This is a genomic window from Mesorhizobium sp. M5C.F.Ca.IN.020.32.2.1, from assembly GCF_004023105.1.
In the GTDB taxonomy this organism is placed as follows: domain Bacteria; phylum Pseudomonadota; class Alphaproteobacteria; order Rhizobiales; family Rhizobiaceae; genus Mesorhizobium; species Mesorhizobium wenxiniae.
The window spans coordinates 1-11,865 of record NZ_RZSX01000082.1; the positions used below are offsets into that span (position 1 = coordinate 1).

Below are 11,865 nucleotides of genomic sequence, written 5' to 3' on the forward strand. Positions count from 1 at the left end.
CTGATATTGATTCCCACGCTGGCGATCCTCGCCGTGCTCACCGTGCAGCCAGGCAGCTACGGCGCGGCGGAGTTCATCGGGCAGGAAATCCTGATTGCGAAGGTCGACAAACTGAGCATCGTCTTCGCCACCGTTTTCACCATTATGGCGCTGATCGGCATGGTCTATGCGCTGCACCTGACGGGCGCCGGAGAGCATGTGGCGGCGTTCGTCTATGCTGGCAGCGCGCTCGGCGTGGTGTTTGCTGGCGACTACCTGACCCTATTCTTGTTCTGGGAAGCCATGGCGTTTGCCTCTGCCTATCTGGTTTTCGCCCAGGGAGGCGAGCAGGCGATCCGCGCCGCGTTCCGCTACCTCATGGTCCATATCACTGGCGGCGTCGCCCTGCTCGGCGGCGTCATTCTCCACGGGCTCGCCAGCGGCTCCTTGCTCTTCGGCCCGATCGCCGGGGGGATGGACGTCGCCGCCTACCTGATCCTTGCCGGGTTCATGCTCAACGCCGCGGTGCCGCCGCTCAACGCCTGGCTGACTGACGCCTACCCGGAGGCGACCGTCACCGGGGCGGTGTTCATGAGCGCCTTCACCACCAAGACCGCCGTCTACGTGCTGGCGCGGGCGTTTCCGGGGACCGAACTTCTGGTCTGGCTCGGCACCATCATGGCGCTTTACGGCGTCATCTACGCGGTGCTGGAGAACGACTGCCGGCGGCTCCTGGCCTATCACATCGTCAGCCAGGTGGGCTACATGGTGGCGGGCGTCGGCATCGGGACCGAGATGGCAGTGAACGGGGCTTCCAGCCATGCCTTCGCGCATATCCTCTACAAGGCGCTCCTGTTCATGGGTGCGGGGGCGGTGATCTACGTCACCGGGCGGCGCAAGCTCACCGAGCTTGGCGGGCTCTATAGGACCATGCCGCTGACCGTGGCGCTCTACATGGTCGGCGCCTTCGCAATCTCGGCATTTCCGTTCTTCTCGGGCTTCGTGACCAAATCGATGGTGGTGGCCGCCGCCGGGCAGGATCACCGCGCGCTGGTGGTGCTGGCGCTGACGATGGCGTCGTCGGGGACCTTCCTGCACACTGGGCTCAAGCTCCCGTATTACATGTTCTTCGGCACGGACCAGAGGCTGGAGGGGCGGGAGCCGCCCCGCAACATGCTGGTTGCAATGGGCATGGCGGCGGTGCTGTGCATCGCGATCGGGGTGTTCCCCCAACTACTTTACGCGCTGCTGCCCCATCCGGTCGACTTCGAACCCTACACCGGCGTCCATATCACCGAGAGCCTCGGCATACTGATGTTTACCGCATTGGGTTTCGTGCTGTTCCTCAGGGCGCTCGACCCCGAGAACACCATCAGTATCGACACCGACTGGTTCTACCGCAGGGCCGCGTGGTACTTCACGTGGCTCGCCGAAAAACCGCTGGCGCGTTACGAGAAGGCGGTGAGCGACATCTCCGAGACCGCGGTGCTGCCCTTCCTGCATGGAACCGCACGGGCTGGACTGCGGATCGATCTCAACGGTGTGGACGCCGTCGTCAACGGCGTCGCCCGTTCGATCCTGCGCGGTGGCGGCGCGCTGCGACAGTTGCAGACCGGCGTCGTGACCCATTACGCGCTGGCCATGATCGTAGGTGTGATCGCAGCCATCGCCGTCTTCGCTGTGGTGTGGCGGTAGGGGTGCGATGGCGGTCCCGCTGCTTAGCCTCATCGTGTTCATGCCCGCCGCCGGGGCAGCGGTTCTGATGTTTCTCCGCAGCGACGAGACGGTGCGGTGGACGGCGCTAGGTGTCACCGTCCTCGACCTCGCTCTCTGCATCGCTATGCTGGCCGGCTTTGACACCACTACCCACGAGATGCAGTTCACCGAGACGCGCCCGTGGGTGCCCGCGCTCGGAATCACTTACGCGCTCGGCATCGACGGAATCAGCGCGCTCTTTGTATTCCTGACTGCGTTACTGGGCTGGATCTGCGTGCTCGCCTCGTGGGTCGCGATCGACCGCAAGGTGAAGGAGTTCATGGTCAGCCTGCTGGCCATGCAGGCGCTGATGCTGGGGGTGTTCTGCGCGCTCGACCTGTTCCTGTTCTACGTCTTCTGGGAGGCGATGCTGATCCCGATGTACGTAATCATCGGCGTCTGGGGTGGCGACGGCCGGGTCTATGCGGCGTTCAAATTCTTCCTCTACACGCTGGCGGGCAGCCTTCTGTTCCTGATCGGTGTCATCGTGCTCTATTTCCACGGCGGCGAGACTTTCGACATCCTCGCCCTGACGGCGCAGGATTTGCCATTCCGGGTTCAGTCCTGGCTGTTCTTTGCCTTCCTGATCGCCTTCGCAGTCAAGGTGCCGATGGTCCCGGTCCATACCTGGCTGCCGGACGCCCATGTGCAGGCGCCGACGGCGGGCAGCATCATCCTCGCCGGAGTGCTCCTGAAGATGGGCGCCTACGGGTTCCTGCGATTCTCGCTACCGATGCTGCCGGAGGCGTCGCTGCATTATTCGACGCTAATGCTGGCCCTTTCGGCGCTTGCGATCGTCTATGGCGGGTTGCTTGCCTTGGCGCAGGATGACCTCAAGAAGCTGGTTGCCTATTCCAGCATCAGCCACATGGGCTTCGTGACGCTGGGAATTTTCACGTTGAACCTCCGTGGGCTCGAGGGCGGCATCCTGCAAATGTTCAATCATGGCGTAACGACGGGCGCGTTGTTCCTGTTCGTCGGTCTGATCTACGAGCGGACCCATACCCGCAGCATCGCGGATTATGGCGGGCTGATGAAGGCGGCGCCGGTCTATACCGCGTTTCTTGCGCTGTTCACCCTGTCGTCGATGGCGCTGCCGGGAACGAATTCGTTCGTGGGCGAGTTGCTTGTGCTGTCGGGCGCGTTTGCGGCCAATCTGGCTGTCGGCGCCGCCGCCGTTCTGGGTGCTCTGCTGGGCGCGGCCTACCTGCTTGGCATGTACAGGAAAGTCGCGCTCGGTCCGGCCAGCGTCGGCGCGCCGTTCAAGATACGCGACGTGAACGCCCGCGAGATGGTGGCGATCCTGCCACTGGCCGCCTTTGTCCTCTGGGTCGGGCTCTATCCGAAACCCTTTCTCGACATCATCGACGCATCGTCGAAGCATCTGCTGGCGCAGGTGCACGGCAGGGGGGAAGGCCCATGACCGACGCCGCGCTCTACCAGTCGATCCTTGCGAGCCTGCCCGAGATCGTCGTGGTCACCGGCGCCTGCAGCCTCCTGATCCTGGGTCAGATTGTGCCAAAGGGGCCGGGGCATTTCCTCGTCTGGGCTTCCGCTGCAACCGTGCTGGTTGCGGCCCTGGCGACACTGTTACTGGCGGGCGAGGTGCGGCCGGCCTATTCGGGCATGTTTATCGCCGACCGCTTCGCGGTCTTCTTCAAGATGGTGTTCTACCTTTCGACCATCCTGACGTTCCTCCTGTCGCGAAAATATGCCGAGATCGAGGAGATCGCGTTGAGCGAATACTATGTCCTGCTGCTCATTGCGCTTTCCGGCATGATGATCATGGCCTCGGCAACCGATCTTCTGTCTATCTATGTCGGCCTTGAGCTGATGGCGCTCTCGACCTATGTGCTCACCGGCTTCCTCAGGAAGGAGCGGCGGTCGAACGAGGCGGCGCTGAAATACGTGGTTCTCGGCGGGGTCTCGACAGGAATCTTCCTCTACGGCGTCTCACTGATCTACGGGATCACCGGCACGACGCAGCTGGACGGGATGGCTGCGGCGGTGATCGGCGACCCGCTCGATCCCGGATTGCTCCTGGCGGTGGTCTTCATCGTCGCGGGGCTGGTCTTCAAGGTCGGCGCGGTGCCGTTCCACATGTGGGTGCCGGACGTCTATGAAGGCGCGCCGACGACAATCACGGCCTTCATGTCGGTCGCCCCCAAGGCGGCGGGGTTCGCGGTGATCCTGCGCGTGTTCCTCAACCCGCTGGTCGCCGCTTCCGACGCCTGGATCATCGTCGCGGTGATCGCGGTGGTGACGATGGCGCTCGGCAGCTTCGTGGCGCTGGTGCAGGACAATTTCAAGCGCCTGCTCGCCTATTCCAGCATCGCCCATGCGGGCTTCGCGCTCTTCGGCGTGGTGGCGGGTGGCGCCGACGGGATTGCCGGCGTGATGCTCTACCTGCTGATCTACGCCTTCATGAATCTCGGTATCTTCGGCATCGTCATCATGATGCGGAATGGCGATTTCTCCGGCGAGGTCATCGAGGACTACGCCGGCTTCGCCAAGTCGCATCGCGGGTTGGCGCTTCTGATGCTGCTCTACCTGTTCTCGCTCGCCGGCATTCCGCCGACAGCCGGGTTCTTCGCCAAGTTCTACGTGCTGGTGGCGCTCGTCGAGCGGGGTTTCGTCACGCTGGCGGTGATCGCGGTGCTGCTGAGCGCCGTCGCCGCCTACTTCTACATCCGCATCGTCATGGTGATCTACATGCGCGAGCCGGGGCGCGCGTTCGAGCCTGCCCTGACGCCGTCCGTCCGCACCACGCTCGCCTTGACCGCCGCCGGCACCATCGGCATCGGACTGTTTCCGGCGTGGTTTCTGAGGCTTGCCCAGAGTTCCGTGTTCGGCGGTTGACTACGATTGGATTTGCAATGAACGGGCCAACCGAATACTCTTGGCGCTACGAAAGGATGCCCTAGTCGCTGCACGAGGGCCGCACCGCCGGCCAGAAGATTGGTCGGTCGCAGCTTGAGCAAGCCCTCGGTGGGTGACCGGGGCAGCGCGACATGACTGGAATGGAATTCCTGCCGGTTCTCTTCATGGTCGCCGGAATTGTCCTGGTGGCCGTGGCGACGCTGTTCGTCTCCTCGCTCCTGCGCCCGTCCAACCCCTATCCCGCGAAGAACATGCCCTATGAGTGCGGTATGGACCCGGCCGGCGAGGCCGCCGGGGGCCGCTTTAGGGTGCAGTTCTTCATCCTAGCAATCCTGCTGGTGGTGTTCGACGTCGAGGCGATGTTCCTGTTTCCCTGGGCCGTCGTGCTGAAGGAGATCGGGCTCGTCGGCTATGTCGAGATGTTTGTCTTCATGCTGCTGCTTATCGTGGGCTTCGCCTACGCCTGGCTGAAAGGAGCGCTGGAATGGGAGGAGTAGGCGAAACGATTCGCGACAGCGTGCTGTTCACCACCGCCGACAGCGTCATCAGCTGGAGCCGGCGGTCGGCGCTCTGGCCCGAGACCTTCGGGATTGCCTGCTGCGCCATCGAGATGATTTCGGCCGGCTGCGCCCGCTACGACCTCGACCGCTTCGGCGTGGTGTTTCGACCTTCGCCCCGCCAGTCCGACGTGATGATCATCGCCGGCACGGTGACGCGGAAGTTCGCTCCGGTCGTGCGCCGGCTCTTCGACCAGATGCCGGAGCCACGCTGGGTCATCGCCATGGGCACCTGCGCGATCTCGGGCGGGGTCTACAACACTTACGCCGTGGTGCAGGGGGCCGAGACTTTCGTGCCGGTGGACGTGCATGTGCCCGGCTGCCCGCCGCGGCCCGAGGCACTGATGCATGGCATCCTTCTGCTCCAAGAGAAGATCAAGAGGTCCCGCGCGCTGGCCGGGACGCCTCTGGACCGGGTTGTAGCCTCATGAGCGTGGAGACGTCCCTCATCCGCACCCTGATCGCGGAACGTTTCGGGGGGGAAATCGAGGAGCTTGACTTCTCGCATGGGGTTCACGCTTTCGCCTCACCGCCTGACATGATCGTCGAGCTCTGCCAATTCCTGAAGGGCCATCCGACGCTGCGGTTCGATTTCCTGTCCGACATCTGCGGGGTCGACCATTATCCCGAAACGCTGCGCTACGAGGCGGTATACCACCTCTATTCGCTGCCGAACAAATGGCGCGTTCGGATCAAATGCCGCCTCGGCGATCCGCCGCGGGTCCCGTCGGTGACGGGAGTCTGGCGGACCGCCAACTGGCACGAGCGCGAGGCTTGGGACATGTATGGCATCCGGTTCGAGGGCCATCCCGACCTGCGCCGGATCTATATGTGGGAAGGCTTCGAGGGCTTTCCGCAGCGCAAGGACTTTCCGCTCCGGGGCTACAAGGATACGCTGAACCCGTTTGGCGCGGAAGGCCCGCCGCCGACGCAGCCCGATCTCGCCACCAAGGACATTCCATAAGGGAGGCCGTTCGACGCTGGGAAGTGAGATGACCGAAGTCACGGAACTGAGCAGGCCGGCAGGTGAGGCGCTCGACACAAAGGAGGTGCTTCTCAACCTCGGCCCGCAGCATCCCAGCACGCATGGGGTGCTGCGGCTCGTCCTTGAGCTGGACGGCGAGTATGTCGCGCGCGTGGACCCACACATCGGCTACCTCCACCGCGGCACCGAAAAGCTGGCCGAGAGCTTCACTTACACCCAGATTTTTCCGCTAACCGACCGGCTCGACTACCTCTGCCCGCCCTCGAACAACCTCGCTTTCGCGCTAGCGGTGGAGAAGCTCCTGGGCATCGAAGCGCCGATCCGCGCGCAATATATCCGCGTGCTGATGGCCGAACTCGCGCGGATCTCCGGTCACCTCCTGATCACCGGTGCGTTGCCGATGGACCTGGGCGCCATGACCGCGTTGCTTTACGCCATGCGCGAGCGTGAAATGATCATGGACCTGTTGGAGATGATCAGCGGGGCGCGTATGCACACCTCTTTCTGCAGGGTCGGCGGCGTGCGCGAGGATCTGCCCGACGGGTTCTTCCCCAAGATCAGGGAGTTCTGCGACATCTTCCCGAACCGGATCCGCGATTATGAACGGCTGATCGAGAACAACCGGGTGTTCCTGAAGCGCACGCAAGGGATCGGCGTGATCTCCGCCGAGGATGGCATCGATCTTGGCCTGAGCGGCCCGAACTTGCGGGCCTCGGGCGTCGACTGGGACATCCGCCGCGACGAGCCCTATGAGATCTACGACCGGTTGGCTTTCAACGTCATTACCCGCGATGAGGGCGATTGCTACGCGCGCTGGCAATGCCGCGTCGAGGAGATGCGCGAGAGCGTCCGGATCATCGAGCAATGCCTTGACCAGATGCCCGAGGGGCCGTTCCAGATCGATATGCCGACCATCGCTTTCCCAGTGGATAAGGACAGGGTGCACTGCTCGATGGAGGCGCTGATCCAGCATTTCGACCTCTCGGCCTATGGCTTCAAGGTGCCGAAGGGCGAGGTCTATTCGGCGATCGAGGCGCCAAAGGGCGAGCTCGGGTTCTACATCATCAGCGACGGGTCGCAAAAACCGTTCCGGATGAAAGTGCGGGCACCGTCATTCGTCAACCTTCAGGGACTGTTCGGGGTCGGCAATGCCCGCTACCTGGCGGACATGATCGCCGTGCTGGGCAGCCTCGACCCTGTGATGGCCGAGGTGGACAAGTAGCAGGAGATTTTGGACGCCATGAACATGCGCGAACAGATCGAGGCGGCGGCGGCGCGGTATCCCGACCAGCGCTCGGCGATCATGCCCGCGCTTCTGATCGCGCAAAAGGAACATGGCCATCTACCCGGCCCGGTGTTGGAAGAGGTCTCCGACATCCTCGGTGTCGAGCGGGTCTGGGTCTACGAATTGGCGACCTTCTACACCCTCTTCCATACCGAGCCGGTGGGCCTGTTCCACCTGCAACTCTGCGACAACCTATCCTGTATGCTGCGCCGATCCGAGGACCTGCTGAGGCATCTGGAGACTGTGCTGGGGATCGAAAAGGGCGGCACGACCCCGGACGGGCTGTTCACGCTTTCGACCGTCGAATGCCTCGGCGCTTGCGAGATGGCCCCGGTGATGCAGGTCGGCGACGACTATCACGGCGACCTCGACATTGCGCGGATCGACGCGCTCTTGGACAGGCTGCGCGCGGCGGCAGGGCAAGCGACTGGCGCCGAACTCGCCGCCGCAGGACCGCCGGGTGAATAGCCGCCATGTTCGAACCGGTCCTTCTCAGAAACATGGACGTGCCGGATGGCCATCTGCTTTCGAGCTATGAGGCCGGCGGCGGCTACCAGGCGCTGGCGAAGGCGCTGCGCGAGCACACGCCCGACGAGATCATCGACCTCGTCAAGCAATCGAACCTGCGTGGTCGCGGCGGCGCCGGATTCCCGACCGGGTTGAAATGGAGCTTCGTGCCGAAACGGGCCGACAAGCCGAAATACCTGTGCTGCAACGCCGATGAGGGCGAGCCCGGCACGTTCAAGGACCGGATCATCATGGAGCGTGATCCGCACCAACTGATCGAGGGCATGGTGATCAGCGCCTACGCGATCGGGGCGGAAACCGCCTATGTCTACATCCGCGGGGAATATGTGCTGGCGATCCACCGGCTGAAGCAGGCGATCGCCGAGGCCCATGCGAAGGGTTATCTGGGAACACGGATTCTGGGCTCGGATTTTAATTTCGTCGTGCACATCCATTGCGGCGCCGGCGCATATATCTGCGGCGAGGAGACGGCGATGCTCGACTCGCTCGAAGGCAAGCGGGCGCAGCCCCGTCTGAAACCGCCATTTCCGGCGGTCGCGGGGCTCTACGCCAGCCCGACCGTGATCAACAATGTCGAGACGCTGGTCTGCGTGCCGCATATCGTGGCGCGGGGGCCGGACTGGTTTCGCAGCATCGGCCCTGACAAGAGCCCCGGTCCGAAGCTTTATTGCCTCAGCGGGCACGTGCGGAACCCGGGCCTTTACGAACTGCCGATGGGCATATCGCTGCGTGAACTGGTCGAGGACCGCGCCGGGGGGCCGCCGCCGGGGCGCAGGATCAAGGCGGTGATCCCCGGCGGGGTCTCGGCGCCGCTGATCCCCGAGCGCGGGCTGGATGTCGGGATGGACTTCGACTCGCTGGCTGCGGTCGGCTCGATGCTTGGCTCAGCCGGAGTGATCGTGATCGACGACTCGACCTGCATGGTCAAGGTCGCCACCCGAATCATCGAGTTCTTCCACCACGAGTCCTGCGGGAAATGCACGCCTTGCCGCGAAGGGCTGAACTGGGTGGTGAAAGTGCTGCGCCGGGTCGAGACAGGGCAGGGCGCGCCGGACGATCTGGAACAGCTGGAATCGCTCTGCAAGGGCATTTTCGGCAACACGTTCTGCGCTCTGGGTGACGGCGCGGCTATGGGGCTGCGGGCGGCACTGGCGCATTTCGAGCATGAATTCGTCGCCCATATCGAGGAGGGCAGGTGCTCGCTTCACTAAGGAGCGCGCAGGGAGAAGCCCGCAAGAAGTCATGGTTAGCGTCACGATCGATGAACAAACGCTGGAAGTGGACGCAGGCTCTACGGTGCTGCAGGCTGCCGAGCGTTTGGGCATCGCAATCCCGACCTTCTGCTATCTGAAGCGGCTGCCGGCGCTGGCCTCCTGCCGCATGTGCCTAGTGGAGATCGAAGGGCAGCGGCGGCTGCAGCCTTCCTGCGCCACCGCGGTCACCGACGGCATGGTGGTGCGGACTAACACGCCGCTAATCGACGAAACGCGCTCTTCCATGCTCGACATGCTGCTTGCCAACCACCCCCTCGACTGCCCGATCTGTGACAAGGGCGGCGAGTGCGAGCTTCAGGACATGGTGATGGCATACGGGCCCCGGGAAAGCCGATTCCGCGATGCCAAACGTGTGTTCCACTCCGAGGACATCCGTCTCAGCCCCGTCATCATCATGAACGTCAACCGCTGCATCCAGTGCCAGCGCTGCGTCCGGATGTGCGAGGACGTGGTCGGAGCGGTCGCCTTGGGCACCATCGAAAAAGGCATGGATACCGCCGTTACCGGCTTCGAGGGCAGCCTCGCGAGTTGCGACCAGTGCGGCAATTGCGTCGAGGTCTGCCCGGTCGGCGCGCTGATGAGCTTCCCCTATCGCTACAAGGCACGGCCCTGGGATCTGGTCGAGACCGACACGGTCTGCCCGCATTGCGGCACCGGCTGCCAGCTCACCGTCGGCGCGCGCAAGGGCGAGTTCATGCGGGTCCGCTCGAAGTGGGAGCATGGCGTCAATCGCGAAACGCTCTGCGTGCGGGGGCGCTTCGGCCTCGACTTCGTCGGGAGCCGGGACCGGATCAAGCGGCCGATGATCCGTCGTGACGGCGCACTGGTTCCGGTTTCCTGGGACGAAGCCGGGGACTACCTGCGCCGGCGCCTGTCGGCCGTCGAGAGCAAGGCTGCGGGCGGGCTGGCCTCGCCGCGCCTGCCCAACGAGGTGCTTTATCAGTTCCAGAAGCTGATGCGGACGGTATTCCGGACCAACAACATCGACTGCTCGTCGCGCTGGTCCACGCCCTTCGAGACGCTCGGCCCGTCGGTGGCGGGCTTCTACAGCCGCGCGCCGCTGGAGGAGGTGATCGGCAACGACTGCGTGCTTGTCGTCGGTGGCAACGTGACCGACGAGAACCCGGTCACTGAATACCTGCTGCGAGACGCGGCGCGGCGGAGGCAGACCAGGTTGCTCATGCTCTCGGCGAGGCCATCCCGGCTGGACACCGATGCCCGAGCGGTCGTTCGTGTTGCTCCGGGCGCTGAGGCTGCGGCCCTTGCCGCAGTGGTGGCCGGTCTCGTGGCGGCGGCCGGCCAAGCCTTGCCGAGCGAGGTTCTTGGGGGCGTCGGCGCGGCAGCCGGCTGGGCACCAGCGACTACCGGCAGCGACGGGCCGGACCGTCTAGCCGCTGCGCTGCTGGACGGCGGGAGCGTCGCTGTGCTTGTCAGCGCCGACCTCCTGAGGCTTTCCGAAGCGCGCGCAACGCTGCAGCAGCTCACCAACCTGCTGCGGGTGCTCCGCGTGCTCGGCAAGGGCCCGGCGATGCAGTTCCTCTTCGACCGAGCCAACCAGCTGGGCGCCTGGGACATGGGGGTTCTGCCGGCGGCCCTGCCGGGGCTGCGCCCGGTCGGCGATCACACGGCGCGCACAGCTCTCATACGGGCCTGGGGCGCCGAAATTCCGCCTGAGCCGGGCGCGGATCTCGACGCAATGCTGGCGCTTTGTGACAAGGGGCGGGTAGGCGCGCTTTATATCGTCGGAAGCGACCCCCTGATGACCTATCCCGACCGGGGATTCGTCAAGCGGGCGCTCGATGCCACCGATCTCCTGATCGTGCAGGACACCTTCCTCACCGATACCGTGGGTCTGGCCGATGTCGTCCTGCCTGCGGCGGGTTATGGAGAGGAATCCGGCACCTTCACCAACAACGAGGGCCGGATCCAGGCGGTCCGCAAGTTCCGCGAACCCGCCTTCGAGGCGCGGGGCAATCTGGCGATCTTGGACTTCGTCGCAGCGCTCCGCAACCAGGCAATGCAACCGTCGATGCAAGGCGAAATCCTCCGCGAGATTGCCCGGCTGGTTCCGGCCTACCAAGGGCTGACGCAGGACGGGCTTGGCGCTGACGGAGCATTCACCACGGCGGACCCGACGCCGCCGGCTGGCGAGTTCTTCGCCCCTCCGCCTAACCCGAATGCGGCCGACCGGCTCATGTTGGTCACCGGCAACTGCCTGTTCCACAATGGATATCTTTCCGAACGCTCGGAGATCCTAAATACGGTGGCGGATGACCCGTATGTTGAGATGAGCGCGTGGGACGCCGCGCAGCTTGGCCTTTCGGATCGCGATCAGGTGATCGTACGATCCACCCAGGGCGAACTGAGGGCGCAGCTCAAGGTCAATAGGCATTTTCCCGGGAGGCTCGTGTTCGTGCCGGAAAACTATAGAGACCTGCGTCTCAACAGCCTTATGCGGCGGGGCGAATACCCTTGTCCGGTGGAGGTTCAAAAGGCGCACGCTGCCTTCGCCACCGGAGTCGAGGCGCGCCCTGAAAGTCGCGGCCGAGGCATTGCCGAGCTTCCGGGCAGTTCACCCTAATCGGCTCCCCCGGGGTTCGTATCCTCAGTGATAAGGGCTGT

General features: G+C 64.1%; 10 protein-coding genes. All 10 read left to right on the plus strand.

Annotation, left to right across the window (positions count from 1 at the left end; genetic code table 11):
• Nucleotides 1–1,674 (plus strand): Na(+)/H(+) antiporter subunit D (locus tag EOA86_RS06505; RefSeq protein ID WP_128341038.1); only part of this gene is annotated, 1,674 nt, incomplete at its 5' end.
• A gap of 7 nt (nt 1,675–1,681) precedes the next feature.
• On the plus strand, nt 1,682–3,157 hold the full coding sequence (locus EOA86_RS06510) for an NADH-quinone oxidoreductase subunit M (protein WP_127211130.1): 1,476 nt from the start codon (nt 1,682–1,684) through the stop codon (nt 3,155–3,157).
• Nucleotides 3,154–4,593, plus strand: a complete 1,440-nt coding sequence (locus EOA86_RS06515; protein ID WP_128341039.1) for an NADH-quinone oxidoreductase subunit N — start codon at nt 3,154–3,156, stop codon at nt 4,591–4,593. The genes EOA86_RS06510 and EOA86_RS06515 overlap by 4 nt, the downstream gene beginning before the upstream one ends.
• A gap of 152 nt (nt 4,594–4,745) precedes the next feature.
• The gene (locus EOA86_RS06520; protein WP_023800384.1) at nt 4,746–5,111 is read left to right on the plus strand and encodes an NADH-quinone oxidoreductase subunit A; all 366 of its coding nucleotides are present in this window, start codon (nt 4,746–4,748) and stop codon (nt 5,109–5,111) included.
• On the plus strand, nt 5,099–5,602 hold the full coding sequence (locus EOA86_RS06525) for an NADH-quinone oxidoreductase subunit B (protein ID WP_127208038.1): 504 nt from the start codon (nt 5,099–5,101) through the stop codon (nt 5,600–5,602). Before EOA86_RS06520 ends, EOA86_RS06525 begins: the two co-directional genes overlap by 13 nt.
• A complete protein-coding gene (locus EOA86_RS06530) occupies nt 5,599–6,135 on the plus strand; it encodes an NADH-quinone oxidoreductase subunit C (protein WP_065007024.1) in 537 nt (178 codons plus the stop codon). The genes EOA86_RS06525 and EOA86_RS06530 overlap by 4 nt, the downstream gene beginning before the upstream one ends.
• Before the next feature lie 28 nt (nt 6,136–6,163).
• Nucleotides 6,164–7,378: an NADH dehydrogenase (quinone) subunit D gene (nuoD, locus tag EOA86_RS06535; protein WP_127208039.1), complete on the plus strand. Its 1,215-nt coding sequence runs from the start codon at nt 6,164–6,166 to the stop codon at nt 7,376–7,378.
• An 18-nt stretch (nt 7,379–7,396) separates the two neighbouring features.
• Nucleotides 7,397–7,909 carry an NADH-quinone oxidoreductase subunit NuoE gene (gene nuoE, locus EOA86_RS06540; protein WP_065007026.1) on the plus strand — a complete coding sequence of 171 codons (513 nt, stop codon included), beginning with the start codon at nt 7,397–7,399 and terminating at the stop codon, nt 7,907–7,909.
• 5 nt (nt 7,910–7,914) lie between these two features.
• Nucleotides 7,915–9,180 (plus strand): NADH-quinone oxidoreductase subunit NuoF, encoded by a 1,266-nt coding sequence (gene nuoF / locus EOA86_RS06545; RefSeq protein ID WP_065007027.1) that lies wholly within the window; start codon nt 7,915–7,917, stop codon nt 9,178–9,180.
• Nucleotides 9,181–9,211: 31 nt separating this feature from the next.
• The gene (nuoG, locus tag EOA86_RS06550; protein WP_127208040.1) at nt 9,212–11,824 is read left to right on the plus strand and encodes an NADH-quinone oxidoreductase subunit NuoG; all 2,613 of its coding nucleotides are present in this window, start codon (nt 9,212–9,214) and stop codon (nt 11,822–11,824) included.
• The last annotated feature ends 41 nt before the right edge of the window (nt 11,825–11,865 follow it).

Bases quoted from the DNA above. Each gene is read 5' to 3' on its own strand.
- EOA86_RS06510 (WP_127211130.1), top strand. From the start codon at position 1,682: ATGGCGGTCCCGCTGCTTAGCCTCATCGTGTTCATGCCCGCCGCCGGG.
- EOA86_RS06515 (WP_128341039.1), top strand. From the start codon at position 3,154: ATGACCGACGCCGCGCTCTACCAGTCGATCCTTGCGAGCCTGCCCGAG.
- EOA86_RS06520 (WP_023800384.1), top strand. From the start codon at position 4,746: ATGACTGGAATGGAATTCCTGCCGGTTCTCTTCATGGTCGCCGGAATT.
- EOA86_RS06525 (WP_127208038.1), top strand. From the start codon at position 5,099: ATGGGAGGAGTAGGCGAAACGATTCGCGACAGCGTGCTGTTCACCACC.
- EOA86_RS06530 (WP_065007024.1), top strand. From the start codon at position 5,599: ATGAGCGTGGAGACGTCCCTCATCCGCACCCTGATCGCGGAACGTTTC.
- nuoD (WP_127208039.1), top strand. From the start codon at position 6,164: ATGACCGAAGTCACGGAACTGAGCAGGCCGGCAGGTGAGGCGCTCGAC.
- nuoE (WP_065007026.1), top strand. From the start codon at position 7,397: ATGAACATGCGCGAACAGATCGAGGCGGCGGCGGCGCGGTATCCCGAC.
- nuoF (WP_065007027.1), top strand. From the start codon at position 7,915: ATGTTCGAACCGGTCCTTCTCAGAAACATGGACGTGCCGGATGGCCAT.
- nuoG (WP_127208040.1), top strand. From the start codon at position 9,212: ATGGTTAGCGTCACGATCGATGAACAAACGCTGGAAGTGGACGCAGGC.